Raw genomic sequence first — 14,330 nt, 5'->3', positions numbered from 1 at the left:
GATGCGCGGGCGCTTCGGGGCGCTCAACGTCACATTCCCGGCCGGCCAAGATCAAGCCTTGCATGCGGTCATCCGAGCGATTGACGCTGCGTGGTTGCGCCAATGGTCACAGCGGTTCAGCACGCTTGCTTCCGCCATCAACTTCACGACAATCGCCCCGATGGCTCGATAGTGGGTTCGGGCATGGCGGGGCAAAGCGTGGCGGAAACAAAGACGGAAGAACGGGGCAGCGACAATTCGGCGGGACGTTCGGCCGAGGTCGACCTTATTGCCGTCCTTGTCGCCGTGACCGGTGGCGAGCCGCGCGTCATGACCCTCGACGGTGGCCGTGCCCTGCCTTCCGGGCCGTTCGAGCTTGCCCATCGCTCGCTCCAGTCGGGCCTGCGCGATTGGGTCGAGCAGCAGACGCATCATCCGCTCGGCTATGTCGAGCAGCTCTACACCTTCGCCGACCGAGATCGCGGCGCCGGACCGACGGCCGCGCGCGTCATCTCGATCAGCTATCTCGGGCTGACGCGCGAGGATGTCGGCCGGGACAGCGCCGAGGGTTGGCGAAGCTGGTACGATTATTTCCCATGGGAGGACTGGCGGTCGGGTCCACCGCCGGTGATCGAGGAGATCGTTGCTCCGGCGCTGACCGCCTGGGCCGAGGGTGGAGGCACCGAGCGGCGCCATCGCGTCGCGCTAGCGTTCGGCCTTGGTGGCAATCCCTGGAACGAGGAACTGACGCTCCAACGCTATGAATTGCTCTATGAAGCCGGCCTCGTCGCCGAGGCACATCAGCCGCGACTGGACGAGCACGGCCTCCTAGTGCCGGGCAGGGCAATGCTGACCGATCACCGCCGCATTCTCGCGACGGGAATCGCCAGGCTTCGAGCGAAGATCAAGTATCGGCCGGTCGTCTTCGAGCTCATGCCGCCGATGTTTACCCTGCTTCAGCTCCAGCGCTGCGTCGAGGCACTGGGCGGGCGGCTGGTGCACAAACAGAACTTTCGCCGTTTGGTTGAACAGCAGGAACTTGTTGAAGAAACAGGCGAAACCGCAGCCGAAACGCTCGGTCGGCCGGCGAAGCTGTTCCGCTTCCGCCATGCGGTCGAGGTCGAGCGCGCCATTGCCGGAACGAAATTGCCACTGATCCGGTCTTGACACCGCTTATACTCAGCGTAAGCATATGTCCAACTTATGCTCAAAGTGAGTATTGTCATGGACGCTCCTGCCCCCGTTACCGCTACCGCCTTCTCAGCGCTTCTCGCTCGCACCGAGGCGCTCTATGCGCCGATCCGCAGCGTCGTGCCGCCCGCCGACTGGGCGCTGTTTGCCGAGGACGTCGAGGCGATCCTGGCGCTGAAGCGCGAGAAGAACGCGGTGATCCTGGCGCACAATTACCAGACGCCCGAGATCTACCACTGCGTCGCCGATATCGTTGGCGACAGTCTGGCCCTTGCCCGCGAGGCGATGCATGTCGAGGCCGATATCATCGTGCTCGCCGGCGTCTCGTTCATGGCCGAAACCGCAAAGCTGATGAATCCGGGAAAGACCGTGCTGATTCCGGATACGGAAGCCGGCTGCTCGCTGGCCGATTCGATCACGCCGGCCGACATCCGCCTGATGCGCGAGGCCTATCCGGGCGTTCCCATCGTCGCTTACGTCAACACGACCGCTGCCGTGAAGGCCGAGGTCGACATCTGCTGCACCTCGGGCAACGCCAAGCGCATCGTCGAGTCACTCGGCGTGCCCAGGGTCATCATGCTGCCGGACCAGTATCTGGCCCGCAACGTCGCCGCCGAGACGGGCGTCGAGATCATCACTTGGGCCGGCCAATGCGAGGTGCATGAGCGCTTCACGGCCGAGGACGTCCGCGAACTGCGCGCCGCCCATCCGGGCGTCACCGTGCTCGTCCATCCCGAATGTCCGCCAGAAGTCGTCGCCGAGGCGGACTTTGCAGGCTCAACGGCCGCCATGACCGACTATGTTGCCGATCATCGGCCGCCGCGCGTGGTGCTCCTCACCGAATGCTCGATGAGCGACAATGTCGCCGTCCATTATCCGGACCTCGAATTCATCCGACCCTGCAATCTCTGTCCGCATATGAAGCGGATAACACTGAAGAACATTCGCCGCGCGCTCGAGGAAAATCGCAACGTCGTGACGATTGATCCCGCGATCGCGGATCGGGCCCGCAGCTCCGTCGAGCGGATGCTCGCGATATGAGCGCCGATCTTGCCGTACTCGCCGGCCAGCCGGTGATCGTCGGTGCGGGTCTTGCCGGGCTTGCAACAGCCCTTTTCCTGGCGCCGCAGCCCGTGGTCCTTCTCACCAAGGCGCCGCTCGGCGGCGAGGCTTCAAGCCCTTGGGCACAGGGCGGCATGGCGGCGAGCATGGGCGACGACGACAGCCCCGCTCTGCACCATGAGGATACGCTCGCAGCCGGCGACGGCCTTTGCGACGCAGCGGCGGTGCGTCGGATCGTCGAGGCAGCACCAGGCGCGATTGCCCGGCTGGCTGCGCTGGGCGTCGAATTTGACCGCCATGAGAGCGGCTTCCGCCTCGGCCTCGAGGCCGCCCATAGTCGCAACCGCATTGTCCACGCCGACGGTGACGGAACCGGCCGCGAGATCATCCGCGCGCTTGTCGAAGCGGTCAGGCGCACACCGTCGATCACTGCGCTCGAGCATGTCGAGGCGCGGAGACTGCTGCTCGATGGCGAGGGGAGGGTCGCCGGCATTCTGATCGCCGGACCAGATGGCGCCGCCGTGCTTCCGACCACGCGTGTCGTGCTGGCAACGGGCGGCATCGGTGGGCTTTATGAGGAAACGACCAATCCGCTCGCCTGTTTCGGCCAGGGTCTCGCGCTTGCCGCGCGCGTCGGCGCGGTGATCGCGGATCCCGAGTTCGTGCAGTTTCACCCGACGGCCTTCGCAACGGCTGCACGGCCGATGAAGCTGATCAGCGAGGCGGTGCGGGGCGAGGGTGCGCTGTTGATCGACGAAGACGGCCGGCGCTTCCTGGCCGCAGAGCCGGGCGCCGAACTTGCGCCACGCGATGTTGTCGCCCGTGCCGTCTGGAGAGAACTCGCCGCCGGCCATAGCGTCTTCCTGGATGCGCGCGCGCGTCCGGGAGCCGGCTTCAGTACCCGTTTTCCTGCGATCGCACGCTTCTGCAGCGAGGCGGGCCTCGATCCTGCGCGCGATCCGATCCCTATCCGCCCCGCTGCGCATTACCATATGGGCGGCATCGCAGTGGATGCCGCCGGCCGGAGCAGCGTCGAAGGCCTCTGGGCCGCCGGCGAGGTCGCCTCGACCGGTCTGCACGGGGCCAATCGTCTCGCGAGCAATTCGCTCACCGAGGCGGCCGTGGCAGCCGCCGCCGTGGCGGAAAGCCTCAAGGCGGTGCCAGCACGACCATTCCGCCCGACGCCACTTGCCGAGGTTCCAGCAGCTGCCGATCCATCATCCGTCCGACCGGTCCTGTCGCGTCATGCCGGGGTATTGCGCGACGGGGAGGGGCTCGCATCGGCCGTCGCGGCGTTGCTGCCGCGCGCGCTCGGCAATTCGGCTGCTGCCGATCCGGCATTGGTCGGCCTCATGATTGCCGTCGCGGCCTTCGAGAGACGCGAGAGTCGCGGTGCGCATAGCCGGACGGATTATCCGGAGCGCGCGAGCGCCGCTCTTCGAACCCGCATCACCGCCAGCGCGGCGCTCGCCGCTGCGCGCGACATCGCCGAAACCGTCTTTCCATCTGCCCGGAGCGCCTGACGTGCCGATCAATCCTCTTCCCCTGATCATGATCGAGCCGCTCGTCCGCGCGACGCTGCTCGAGGATCTTGGCCGCGCCGGCGACCTCACCACCGATGCGATCGTCCCTGCCGACGCACGCGCCGAAGCGCGTCTCGTCGCCCGCCAACCGGGCATCATCGCCGGCATCGACCTCGCGCGTCTTGCCTTCCGGCTGATCGATCCGGATATCGGCGTCGAAGTCGCCTTGGCTGATGGTGTCGCGGTAGCGCCCGGCGACACGATCGCGTCGGTTCGTGGTCCGGCCCGGGGCATTCTCACGGCCGAGCGGACGGCGCTCAATTTCCTGTGCCGTTTGTCGGGCATCGCCAGCGCGACATCGGCGATTGTCGCCTCCGTCTCGGGTTACAAGGCGCATATCGTCTGCACCCGCAAGACAACGCCTGGATTGCGCGCCGTGGAGAAATATGCGGTTCGGGCGGGCGGCGGCGCCAACCACCGCTTCGGCCTCGATGATGCGGTGCTGATCAAGGACAACCATGTCGCCATCGCCGGCGGCATTCGCCCCGCTCTCGAAAGAGCCAAGGCGCATGTCGGCCACCTCGTGAAGATCGAGCTCGAAGTCGACACCCTCGACCAACTCGCGGAGGCGCTCGAACTTGGCGTCGACGCGGTGCTGCTCGACAACATGGATCCGGCGATGCTCGCCCGCGCCGTCACGATGGTTGATGGTCGTGCGATCACCGAGGCGTCGGGGCGTATCAATCCGACGACGGCGCCCGCCATCGCTGCCAGCGGTGTCGACCTCATTTCGGTCGGTTGGCTGACGCACAGTGCGCCGATCCTTGATATCGGGCTGGACTTCTAGGCTGGAAACAAATCGTAACGAGACATGTCGCAACGGCCTGAGAGCCATGTTTCGACACGAAAGCGCGGGTGACGGCAATGTTTCGAGCCTTTCCGACCTAATCGAAAGACACACTTCCTCTAGCTGTAAGGTCTAAAGTCCGACCCGTCGGCGAGTTTCGTTCGTATCGCGTCGAGAGGTGTCGCAGCCTCGTTCCTTTTGGCCGGAGACCTTACATGAACCGTCGCAACGTCAGGCCCGCGCTGATGCTCGGTCTTTTTGCCGCATTGGCCGCCTGTTCCGGCGAGAAGTCGCCAAGTGGCCCGCCCGGAAGCGGCGCGCCGGTCGAGGTCGGCTTCGTGACCTTGAACGCGCAACCGGTGCCCATCACCGTTGAGATTGCCGGTCGTTCTACCGCATCTGCAGTTGCCGATATCAGGCCGCAGGTGGACGGAATCATCAGGAAGCGGGTCTTCACGGAAGGATCGACGGTGAAAGCCGGCGATCTTCTTTACGAGATCGACCCGCGCACCTATCAGGCAACCTATGACTCTGCCGCGGCTTCACTTCAGAAGGCCGAGGCCGCGGTGCCGAGCGCACAGGCAAAGGTCGACCGCTACAACCAGCTGGTCGGCGTGAATTCGGTCACGGCGCAGAGTCTTGATGACGCCAAGGCTACGCTGGCCCAGGCCAAAGCGGACGTGGCCTCGGCGCAAGCTGCGGTTGAGACGGCCCAGATCAATCTCGGCTTCACAAGTGTCACAGCACCGATCGGCGGCCTTATCAGCACGTCCGCGGTGACTGAAGGCGCGCTTGTCACGGCGAACCAGACCACCGCGCTCGCCACAATCCGCCAGATCGATCCAATCTATGTGGACCTCACGGATTCGACGGCCAACCTTCTGCGCATCCGAGGGCTGATGGATAGCGGACGGCTACAGCGACCCGAGGGGCCGCTGCAGGTGAAGCTCATTCTTGATAACGGCGTCGCCTATGACAAGACCGGAACGTTGCAGTCTTCGGAGGCGACGGTGAGCCAGACGACGGGCACCTTCTCCATGCGCGCGACCTTCGCCAATCCCGACCGGGTGTTGCTGCCCGGCATGTATGTCCGCGCCATCGTCGGACTCGGTGACGACAAGGCGGGCTTCCTGGTGCCGCAGCGCGCGGTGGATCGCAATGCCAAGGGTGCGGCGACGGCAATGTTCCTCACGGCCGACAACAAGGTCGAGACGCGCATCGTCAACACGGTTCAAGCTGTCGGCAACAACTGGCTGGTCGACGAAGGGATCAAGGATGGCGACCGCCTGATCGTCGACGGCTTGCAGAAGATCCGTGATGGAGCGGCAGTCGCGCCCGTCGCCGTCACGCTCGACGAAAACGGCGTGGTCAAGTCGGGGCCGGCAGCTTCTGGCGAGAAGGAGACAGCGAAATGAAGCGCGGTTCGATCGCCGACTTCTTCATTGCCCGCCCGATCTTTGCTTGGGTGCTTGCCATTGCCGTCATGCTCGGTGGATTGCTGGGAATCTACACGCTGCCGATTGCGCAATATCCCGAGATCGCACCGACGACGGTTCGCATCTCCGCCACCTATCCGGGTGCGAGCGCCGAGACCGTCGAGAACTCCGTGACAAAGGTCATCGAGCAGGGCCTGACTGGGCTTGAAAACCTAGACTACATGTCCGGATCGAGTTCCGCGACTGGTTCATCTTCGATCCAGCTCACCTTCGCCAGCGGCGTCGATCCCGACATCGCGCAGGTTCAGGTGCAGAACAAGCTGCAACTGGTCGAGTCACAGCTTCCCGACGCCGTGGTCAACCAGGGTATCAGCGTCACCAAGTCGAGTTCCGGCATCCTGATGGTCGGCGCGTTGGTGTCGAAGGACGGCAGCCTGTCGTCACAGGATCTCGGAGACTATTTCTCATCAACATTTGAAGATGTCATCAAGCGCGTCGAGGGCGTTGGCGACATCAACGTCTTCGGCTCGGGCTTTGCGATGCGCATCTGGCTCGATCCGGCGAAGCTCGCCAAGTACCAGCTCATGCCGAGCGATATCTCGACAGCGATCTCGGTCCAGAACAGGCAGGTTTCGGCGGGCCAGCTCGGCGGATTGCCAAGCCCGGCTGGGCAGCAGCTCAATGTTACGGTGACGGCGCAGAGCCAGCTGCAGACACCCGACCAATTCCGTAACATCATTCTGAAAACGGCCACCGACGGCTCGATCGTGCATCTTGGCGACGTCGCGCGGGTCGAGATCGGCTCGGAGAGCTACGGCTCATACTCGCGCTACAACGGCCTGCCGGCGGCGGGGTTTGGTATCAACCTCGCGACCGGGGCGAATGCGATCAACACCTCGGCCGGCGTCAAGGCGGCTATGGAGAGGCTCTCGGCCGCTCTGCCGTCATCGATCGAGGTCGTATATCCCTATGACACGACGCCTTTCGTGAAGCTCTCGATCGAAAAGGTGGTCGAGACGCTTGCCGAAGCCGTTGTTCTGGTCTTCCTCGTGATGTTCCTGTTCCTGCAGAACATTCGCGCGACGCTGATTCCGACAATCGCGGTGCCCGTCGTCTTGCTCGGTACGTTCGGGGTCCTGGCGTTTTTCGGCTATTCCATCAACACGCTGACGATGTTCGCCATGGTCCTGGCCATCGGCCTTCTCGTCGACGACGCGATTGTCGTTGTCGAGAATGTCGAGCGCGTGATGGCCGAGGAGGGGTTGTCGCCGCGTGAAGCGACGAAGAAATCCATGGGCGAGATCACCGGCGCGTTGATCGGCATCGCCATGGTTCTCTCGGCCGTCTTCCTGCCGATGGCGTTCTTCTCTGGCTCGGTCGGCGTCATCTACCGCCAGTTCTCAGTCACGATCGTCACGGCGATGGTGCTCTCCGTTCTGGTCGCCATCGTGCTGACGCCGGCGCTCTGCGCGACCATGCTCAAGCCTGCCAAGCATGGCGAGCGAAAGGGGCTGTTCGGCTGGTTCAATCGAAATTTCGATCGCGGCACTGACAGCTATGTCCGCGGCGTCGGCGGCATCATTCGTCGTCCGGTACGCTTCCTCGCCCTGTTCCTCATCATGGTCGCCGGCGTCTACCTGCTCTTCGTGCGCCTTCCGAGCTCCTTCCTGCCGGAGGAGGATCAGGGCGTGCTGATGACGATGATCACCTTGCCATCCGGTGCCACGCAGGCCCGGACCCTCGAGGTGGTCAAGCAGGTCGAGGCGCATTTCCTCAACGAGGAAAAGGGCGATGTCGACGCGGTGTTTTCAGCGCTCGGCTTCGGCTTCAATGGCAGCGGCCAGAACTCCGCGATGGCCTTCATCAAGCTGAAGGACTTCGACGAGCGCAAAGGCAAGGACCAGACTTCTGCGGCGATCGCGGGACGCGCAATGGCCGCCTTCTCGAAGATCCGCGACGCGCAGGTCATCGCTCTGGCGCCGCCCGTCATCCCCAATCTCGGCCAATCGAACGGCTTCGAGATGTATCTCCAGGATACGGCCGGGGCAGGTCAGGACCAGCTGAAGGCGGCGCGCGACCAGTTGCTCGCGGCAGCGGCCAAGGATCCGCTCGTCGTGGGCGTTCGTCAGGGTGGGCAGGAGGATCAGGCCCAGTTCAATGTCGATATCGACCAAGCCAAGGCAAAGGCGCTCGGCGTCGATCTCGCTGACATCAACAGCACGATCTCGGTCGCCTTCGCGGGATCCTATGTCAACGACTTCATCGATCGCGGCAAGGTGAAGCCTGTCTATGTGCAGGGCGACGCCGAATTCCGCACAGAACCTGGAAGCTTCGACAGCTGGTTCGTTCGCAATGCGAGCGGCGAGATGGTGCCCTTTTCAAGCTTCACCTCGTCGAGCTGGACGCGGGCATCGCCGAAGCTCGACCGCTACAATGGCATATCGGCGGTGAGCATCCAGGGTTCGTCCGCCGCAGGTGTCAGTTCCGGCACGGCGATGGACGAGATGCTGACGCTCGTCTCGGAGCTTCCATCCGGCTTCACGGCGGCCTGGACCGGCCTTTCCTATCAGGAGCAGCTCTCCGGCAATCAGGCGACGGCGCTCTACGCGATCTCGATCCTCGTTGTCTTCCTGTGCCTGGCGGCGCTCTATGAGAGCTGGTCCATCCCGTTCTCCGTCATGCTTGCGGTGCCGATCGGCGTGCTCGGCGCTCTCGTGGCGGCCAAGCTTTTCGGCCAATCGAACGACGTCTACTTCAAGGTCGGCTTGCTGACGACGATCGGCCTCTCGGCGAAGAACGCGATCCTGATCGTCGAGTTCGCACGGGACCAGCAGGCAGCCGGCAAGGAACTGGTCGAGGCGACGCTGCTCGCCGCGCGTCAGCGCCTGCGGCCGATCCTGATGACCTCGCTCGCCTTCATCCTGGGCGTTCTGCCGCTCGCCATCGCGACGGGCGCCGGCTCGGGCGCCCAAAACGCTGTGGGTATCGGCGTCATGGGCGGCATGCTCGCGGCGACGTCGATCGGCATCTTCATGGTGCCGATGTTCTATGTCGTCGTTCGTCGCGTCGCCGATCGCCGCAAGCCAAAGCCCGCAGCGCCCGAGACAGTCGTTACGGCGCACTGAGCGCGTGACCGGCGAAAGCCGGAGACTGACAAAAAAGGCGGCCGCCCCGAACAAAGGGACGGCCGCTTTTTTCTTTGGCCCAGCGCTGAAGATCAGGGCTTCGTGTAGGCGAAGAACGGCAGGCCGGTGGTGAAGTTCCGTGGCAGGCGCGTCGCGATCAGCCAGGCGATGACCGCCGTGATGATCTTGTCGGCGAGATTCTGCACGAGGTTGGAGATCGCAACCGACTGGATGAGCTGCGTGCCCATGGCCAGCAGATAGGCGGTGGCAAAGTCCGTGCCCGAGCCCGTCACGCCGCCGAACATGTAAACGATGATCGGAATGGCGACGATCGTCGAGATGACCGCGATGATGGCGCCCGAGACGATGGTCTTGCCGAGGCTGGAGAACCAGCCATAGCGGGCGAGAATGCCGGCGCTGGCGCCGATGACCAGCGCGACCGGGAAGAAGGCTGCCGCGACCGGATCAAGGATCAACCCCCAGATCAGGCATGCGAGCGTACCCACGATGGCGCCGGCGATCGGACCGGCGAGGATTCCGACAAGGATTGTCCCGATCGAGTCGATGAACAGAGGGAGTTTCAGCCAGGCGACGATCTGGCCGACGACGATATTGATCACGATGGCCGCCGCCATCAGAACGAGCGTTCTATTGTCGAACTTCATGTTGTTCCCCAGAGAAGAAAGACCGCATCCCAACCGGCCGTTCGGCCGGCATCCTTCTTGGCCTTCAGCGTGCCCCCGCCTCTGGCAACCTCGGGACGAAAGTCCCGCGTCTAGATTGATCAGCCGACCGGGCGTGTCACCGCGTCGATCAGCATTTTCATGAACCAGTCGCGCGAGGCGACATCCACCACCGTGGCATTGACCGGCTTGCCGGCATGCAGCTTGCGATCGACGATCGTCTGTCCGAGCGCCGGTCCATCGGCGTTCACGACCTCCACGAAAGCCTCACTCGACTTCACCACGATCGACGGATCGATGGCGATCGCCATGGTGATCGGATCGGGGAGGTCGATGCCCGGCAGGCCCGAGACCTTGGTGGCGAACTCGACCAGGAAACGCTGGATATCGACGCAGAACGCACCGAGCGACCCTCCGACCCTTTTTAGCTCGTCGGTGTCGGCAGGCTCGACGACGGCATAGCGGCAGGAAACCTCCCAGCCGCACATCACGATCGGCATGCCGGATTGGAAAACCATACGAGCGGCGTCGGGGTCGGCATAGATATTGAATTCCGAAGCCGGCGTGACATTGCCGGGTCCGTCGCCAATTCCGCCCATGATGACGCAATGTTTGACCGCCTGCGCAAGCCGCGGCTCGCGTGCCAGCGCCACCGCGACATTGGTCAGCGGCCCGAGAGTCACCAGCGTGATCTCGCCGGGCCGCGACAGGATGACCTCGATCATCTTGTCGACGGCATGGCCCTCATCGGGAAGGCGACCGGAGAGCGGCAGGCCGATATCGCCCATGCCGTCCTCGCCATGCACGTTGACGGCGTCAAACGGCCCGCGGATCAGCGCCTTGCCGATGCCGGCATAAACGGGCACATGCGTGGCGCCGCAGATTTCGCGCGTGTAAAGCGCGTTCTGCAGAGCCTTTTCCAGCGAGCAATTGCCCATGACGACCGAAATGCCGGCGATCTCGACGGTGGGATTCATGAATGCCATGACGAGCGCGACGGCGTCGTCGGAGCCGGTATCGGTATCGATCCACAGCGTCGTGGCCGGAGCGTTGAGAGGCATTCAGGCGGTCTCCCTTGTTTGGAGCACGGGCGGCTCCTTGTTGGGTGTGGGGGCTGCCGGATCGAGCAGCCCCTCGGTCTTCAGGTCGGACCAGAGGCTTTCGGGCACGGGTTGATCGAGCGCGGCGAGGTTACGATCAATTTCGGCAGGCTTGACCGCGCCGAGCACGAGCGAGGACACGGCCGGATGGCCAAGCACGAACTGCACGGCGGCGCGCGCGAGCGGCACGCCATGTGAACGGCAGACGGCTTCGATGCGTGCGACGCGGTCCATGATCTCGGGCGGAGCAGCTTCGTAGTTATAGCGCGCTCCGGGGATGGCGCCTGTGGCGAGGATGCCTGAATTGAAGATGCCACCGAGCATGATGCCGACGCCCTGTTCGAGCGCGAGCGGCAGCAGCGTCGGCAGGGCCGGCTGTTCCAGCAGCGAATAGCGGCCGGCGAGCAGGACAGCATCAAAATCGGCAGCGCTGAGGAAGCGTTCGCACCAGTCATGATCATCGAGCCCGAGCCCGATCGCCTTGATACTGCCTTCGGCCCGGAGCTGGTCGAGCGCGCGGTAGCCACTGTCGAGCGCCTGGCGGTAGCGCGCCTCGACCTGATCCTCGCCATGCGTCCATGCGTCGATATCGTGGATCAGCAGGATGTCGATACGATCGGTGCCGAGCCGTAGCAGCGACTGCTCGAACGAGCGCATCACGCCGTCATAGGAATAGTCGAACTGCGGCCGATGCGGCAGGCTGCCGACAAAGCCGCGCGCCGGCGGAGGCACCGGGCCGCCGCCAGGCGTGGCCGGGCTCATCACCCGGCCGATCTTTGTGGATATGACAATGCTGTCGCGCGGCGCCGCCCGAAGGGCCGTGCCGATGCGATGCTCAGCGAGGCCGTTGCCGTAATGCGGTGAGGTATCAACCAATGTGATGCCGGCCGCAAAGGCCGCTTCCACCGTGGCGATCGCCTCGCGTTCATCGAGCTTCTCAAAGAAGTCGCCGAGCGGCGCCGAGCCGAAGCCGACACGCGAGACTGTGAGCCCTGAGCGGCGGCCGAGCGGAACCTTGGCGAGCGGGGCCGTCATGGTGCCGGCCGCCGGAACTGGAGATAGAACGCATAGCGCTCGGGCAGCACGAAATCGGGCTTGTCGATGCCGAGTGCGCCCGCCGCACGATGCGCGAAATTGGAATCGGCCAGGAGCTCGCGGCCGATCGCCACGAGATCGGCCTTGCCGCTGGCGATCACGTCCTCGGCCTGTTCCGGCTCCGTGATCGCGCCAACGGCCATGGTGGCGATATCGGCTTCTGCACGGATGCGTGCGGCGAAACCGATCTGGAAGCCTGGCCCTTCCTTGATATGGCCGGGATTGGTGCGAACGAGGATGCCGCCGGCCGAACAGTCGACGACGTCGACACCGGCCGCTTTCAGCGCCTTGGCGAGCGCCACCGCATCGTCGAGCGTCAGGCCCTCTTCCGGAATCCTGTCGATGCAGGAGGCGCGATAGAAAAGCGGCATGTTGTCGGGGATTGCTGCGCGGATCGCTGTCGCCACCTCGAGGGAGAGGCGCATCCGATTTTCCGGAGTGCCGCCATAACGGTCCGTGCGTCGGTTGGAGATCGGCGACACGAAGCTGTGCAGCAGATAGCCATGCGCGCCATGGATTTCGACAAAGTCGAATCCCGCAGCGACAGCGCGCCCAGCCGCCGCGACGAAGGCAGCGACGACGTCCACGATCTCGCTTTCATCGAGGGCGTGCGGAACCGGCCAGTCCTCGTGATAGGCGATCGGCGAGGGCGCCACCGTTTCCCAGGCGCGCGGGTCGCTTGATGGCAACGCCCAACCGCCATCCCAGGGGGCCGTCGAACTCCCCTTTCGGCCGGCATGCGAGAGCTGGATGCCGATCACCGCGCCCTGCCTGTGATAGGTCGCGGCGATGCGGGCGAGGCCCTCGACATGCGCATCATCCCAGACGCCGAGGCACTCGGGCGTGATGCGACCATCCGGCGTGATGCCCGTCGCCTCGACCAGTGCGCCGCCGACCCCGCCAAGAGCGAAGCGCGCGTGATGGTCGAAATGCCAGTCCGTCGCGAAGCCCTGGCTCGCGGCGTACTGGCACATCGGTGAAACGACGATGCGGTTCTTGAAGGTCACGCCCCTGATGGTCAGGGGCGTAAAGAGGCTTGCCATTGATCACTGGCCGTTGCCGGCCGTCCCAGTCAGAGTTCCTTGAGAATGCTCGTATCGAACAAGCTTTTGTCGGCTTTGACCCCAACCTTGTCGAGCGTCGCGAGGTTCTTCTCGATCCAGTCGTCGTCCATCGCGAAGACGCCGTTCGGGTTCTTCATGAGGTCGACCTGGATACGCGAATGGAACAGCGCCGCTTCCGGCGTATAACCATTGCCCTTGAACCAGGTGTTCTCATACTCTTTCGTGTATTTCTCAGGATTGGCGAAGTCTTCGTCCCAGCCTTTGCGGCTTGCGCGCATGAAGGCGACGATATCCTTGCGGCGCGTCTTCAGAGTCTCTTCGTTGACGGTGACAAGATCCTGGCCGAAGGGCAGGCCGAAATCATAGAACAGCAGGTAGCTCGCCTTCTTGCCCGATGTCTGCTCGACGATGAACGGCAACGACGTCATGAAGTCGACAACGGCATCGACCTGGCCAGTCGCGAGCGGCGTCGGATCGAAGGCGTAGGGAACGATCTTGACCTGATCTTCCGTGACGCCATTGAGACCGAGCAACACCTTGAAGGTGCCGAGGCTGAGCGGCGGGCAGGCGACGGTCTTGCCGACCAGATCCTTGATCGACTTGATGCCGGTCGCCTCAAGGCTGATGACGCTGTCCGGGCTCTTCTGAAACTGCGCGCCGATGATCTTGAACGTCGCGCCCTTTTCGGACACGGCCGAGGCCGTCTCGATCAGCGAGGTCAGCGCGATGTCGGCCTTGCCGGTCAGCAACGAGGCCTGCGGAATGACATCGGGGCCGCCGGGCAAATAGGTGAGGTCGAGTCCCCCTTCCTTGTACCAACCTTTGTCGATGGCGATGAAATAGCCGATGAACTCGGGATCGTTGATCCAGATCGACTGGAAGGAGAGCGGCGCCTCGGCGGCACGAGCCCGTCCGATCGGGGCGAATGCCGCCGCGGCGAGGCCGGCAAGGGCAGTCTTGCCGAAGGCGCGGCGGGTCTGAGTGAACATCATTGATCGGCTCCTGTATCAGCGGAGGGGAGTGACAAGCCCCAAGGCGCGCTGGCTCCGAGGGAGGCGGAGCCGCGGCGGCCTGCGGTGGCGCGAACGGGTGATATGGTCGACGGTCTGACTCGAACCTGCCCATGGCAATGCCGAAGGCGCGATCGCATCAGCAGTCGGTTCGACCCGAATTCTCGGTCGATCAGAACCTTGAATACGGATTGTATCGCCGGTGCATCCAGGTT

11 protein-coding genes are annotated in these 14,330 nt (G+C 64.0%); 6 read left to right on the top strand and 5 right to left on the bottom strand.

Features of this window, described 5'->3' with window-relative positions; translation table 11 throughout:
- Positions 1 to 183 precede the first annotated feature (183 nt).
- The 6 genes from BUB39_RS14770 to BUB39_RS14745 all read left to right on the top strand — a co-directional run bounded on the left by BUB39_RS14770 (position 184) and on the right by BUB39_RS14745 (position 9,163).
- Positions 184 to 1,146 (top strand): NUDIX hydrolase, encoded by a 963-nt coding sequence (locus BUB39_RS14770; protein WP_073054716.1) that lies wholly within the window; start codon positions 184 to 186, stop codon positions 1,144 to 1,146.
- Positions 1,147 to 1,203: 57 nt separating this feature from the next.
- Positions 1,204 to 2,211: a quinolinate synthase NadA gene (gene nadA, locus BUB39_RS14765; RefSeq protein ID WP_073054714.1), complete on the top strand. Its 1,008-nt coding sequence runs from the start codon at positions 1,204 to 1,206 to the stop codon at positions 2,209 to 2,211.
- A complete protein-coding gene (locus tag BUB39_RS14760) occupies positions 2,208 to 3,755 on the top strand; it encodes an L-aspartate oxidase (RefSeq protein WP_073054712.1) in 1,548 nt (515 codons plus the stop codon). Before nadA ends, BUB39_RS14760 begins: the two co-directional genes overlap by 4 nt.
- A gap of 1 nt (position 3,756) precedes the next feature.
- On the top strand, positions 3,757 to 4,602 hold the full coding sequence (nadC, locus tag BUB39_RS14755; RefSeq protein ID WP_073054710.1) for a carboxylating nicotinate-nucleotide diphosphorylase: 846 nt from the start codon (positions 3,757 to 3,759) through the stop codon (positions 4,600 to 4,602).
- Positions 4,603 to 4,817: 215 nt separating this feature from the next.
- Positions 4,818 to 6,017 (top strand): efflux RND transporter periplasmic adaptor subunit, encoded by a 1,200-nt coding sequence (locus BUB39_RS14750; protein WP_073054708.1) that lies wholly within the window; start codon positions 4,818 to 4,820, stop codon positions 6,015 to 6,017.
- 11 nt (positions 6,018 to 6,028) lie between these two features.
- The gene (locus BUB39_RS14745; protein WP_084527521.1) at positions 6,029 to 9,163 is read left to right on the top strand and encodes an efflux RND transporter permease subunit; all 3,135 of its coding nucleotides are present in this window, start codon (positions 6,029 to 6,031) and stop codon (positions 9,161 to 9,163) included.
- Between the two features lie 92 nt (positions 9,164 to 9,255).
- On the opposite strand, the gene BUB39_RS14740 is transcribed toward BUB39_RS14745, so the two are convergent.
- From BUB39_RS14740 to BUB39_RS14720, 5 genes are all read right to left on the bottom strand, one after another.
- A complete protein-coding gene (locus BUB39_RS14740) occupies positions 9,256 to 9,828 on the bottom strand; it encodes an ECF transporter S component (RefSeq protein ID WP_073054703.1) in 573 nt (190 codons plus the stop codon).
- 119 nt (positions 9,829 to 9,947) lie between these two features.
- Positions 9,948 to 10,907 carry a nucleoside hydrolase gene (locus BUB39_RS14735; RefSeq protein ID WP_073054700.1) on the bottom strand — a complete coding sequence of 320 codons (960 nt, stop codon included), beginning with the start codon at positions 10,905 to 10,907 and terminating at the stop codon, positions 9,948 to 9,950.
- Positions 10,908 to 11,981: an aldo/keto reductase gene (locus BUB39_RS14730; protein WP_073054698.1), complete on the bottom strand. Its 1,074-nt coding sequence runs from the start codon at positions 11,979 to 11,981 to the stop codon at positions 10,908 to 10,910.
- Complete coding sequence (locus BUB39_RS14725; RefSeq protein WP_073054696.1) at positions 11,978 to 13,084, bottom strand: NADH:flavin oxidoreductase/NADH oxidase; 1,107 nt, start codon at positions 13,082 to 13,084, stop codon at positions 11,978 to 11,980. Before BUB39_RS14725 ends, BUB39_RS14730 begins: the two co-directional genes overlap by 4 nt.
- 29 nt (positions 13,085 to 13,113) lie before the next feature.
- Entirely contained in the window at positions 13,114 to 14,097 is a 984-nt protein-coding gene (locus BUB39_RS14720; RefSeq protein ID WP_073054693.1) for an ABC transporter substrate-binding protein, read from the bottom strand.
- Positions 14,098 to 14,330: the final 233 nt, after the last annotated feature.

This window comes from Kaistia soli DSM 19436 (genome assembly GCF_900129325.1).
GTDB classification, from domain to species: Bacteria; Pseudomonadota; Alphaproteobacteria; order Rhizobiales; family Kaistiaceae; genus Kaistia; species Kaistia soli.
The sequence above is the reverse complement of the archived record's forward strand: the minus strand, read 5'-3'. Positions and strand labels throughout refer to the sequence as shown.

Bases quoted from the DNA above. Each gene is read 5' to 3' on its own strand.
- BUB39_RS14760 (WP_073054712.1), top strand. From the start codon at position 2,208: ATGAGCGCCGATCTTGCCGTACTCGCCGGCCAGCCGGTGATCGTCGGT.
- BUB39_RS14735 (WP_073054700.1), bottom strand. From the start codon at position 10,907: ATGCCTCTCAACGCTCCGGCCACGACGCTGTGGATCGATACCGATACC.
- BUB39_RS14770 (WP_073054716.1), top strand. From the start codon at position 184: ATGGCGGGGCAAAGCGTGGCGGAAACAAAGACGGAAGAACGGGGCAGC.
- BUB39_RS14725 (WP_073054696.1), bottom strand. From the start codon at position 13,084: ATGGCAAGCCTCTTTACGCCCCTGACCATCAGGGGCGTGACCTTCAAG.
- BUB39_RS14750 (WP_073054708.1), top strand. From the start codon at position 4,818: ATGAACCGTCGCAACGTCAGGCCCGCGCTGATGCTCGGTCTTTTTGCC.
- BUB39_RS14740 (WP_073054703.1), bottom strand. From the start codon at position 9,828: ATGAAGTTCGACAATAGAACGCTCGTTCTGATGGCGGCGGCCATCGTG.
- BUB39_RS14720 (WP_073054693.1), bottom strand. From the start codon at position 14,097: ATGATGTTCACTCAGACCCGCCGCGCCTTCGGCAAGACTGCCCTTGCC.
- BUB39_RS14730 (WP_073054698.1), bottom strand. From the start codon at position 11,981: ATGACGGCCCCGCTCGCCAAGGTTCCGCTCGGCCGCCGCTCAGGGCTC.
- nadA (WP_073054714.1), top strand. From the start codon at position 1,204: ATGGACGCTCCTGCCCCCGTTACCGCTACCGCCTTCTCAGCGCTTCTC.